The following is a 686-nucleotide window of genomic DNA, read 5'->3' on the forward strand; positions in this document are numbered from 1 at the left end:
TTGGCCTAACAAACGGCTCAAGAGGGATTGCCAACGCGTGGCGGCTTTAGTGCAAAATTGAAGTTTAGTGTTTACAGTGTGTTTTTTGAGTTCGGTGGTGCGTTGTCAACCCCTTAGCCGGGCGTTAGGCAAAGTGAGTTTTTATCAGCTAAAACGAGTTGGAATTGAACGGTAAATCCAATGTTTTCTGGCTTAAGTTGAGCAATAAATCGTCATCACCTATTTGTTGTTTCTTGATCGCGTTGGGTTGCTTTTTGTTGTGAATTGAGCGGCAAAATAACCTTCAGCATCCAAACGTCCGCCGAGAATGCTACGCTCGTCACTTTTCTTCCAAACCGTTAAATTTGAGTTTTTTGGTTTCTTTGCTGATTTGAAATTTTGGTTTATAAATGAATCGCTTAGTTGGTTTTCAGTTTTCAAACAAGCCTTGTTCTTTGGTTTTGAAAGTATCGTTGTCAACCGGTTGGCCTAACAAACGGCTCAAGAGGGATTGCCAACGCGTGGCGGCTTTAGTGCAAAATTGAAGTACAGTGTTTACGGTGTGTTTTTTGAGTCCGGCGGTGCGTTGTCAACCCCTTAGCCGGGCGTTATGGCTATCAAGTTGAGTTCATCATTAATGTCGGTAAATTGGTTTAAATTGGAGTACTATTCTGCGATTAAACTCGCTGAAGAACTCGATGACAATC

At 42.3% G+C, this 686-nt stretch carries 1 protein-coding gene; it reads right to left on the reverse strand.

The annotated features are described in order from the left end of the window. Positions 1-219: 219 nt before the first annotated feature. A complete protein-coding gene (locus tag AACV12_RS11240) occupies positions 220-420 on the reverse strand; it encodes a hypothetical protein (protein ID WP_170901632.1) in 201 nt (66 codons plus the stop codon). Between the last annotated feature and the right edge of the window lie 266 nt (positions 421-686).

The organism is Vibrio sp. 2-2(8) (genome assembly GCF_963888495.1).
GTDB classification, from domain to species: Bacteria; Pseudomonadota; Gammaproteobacteria; order Enterobacterales; family Vibrionaceae; genus Vibrio; species Vibrio anguillarum.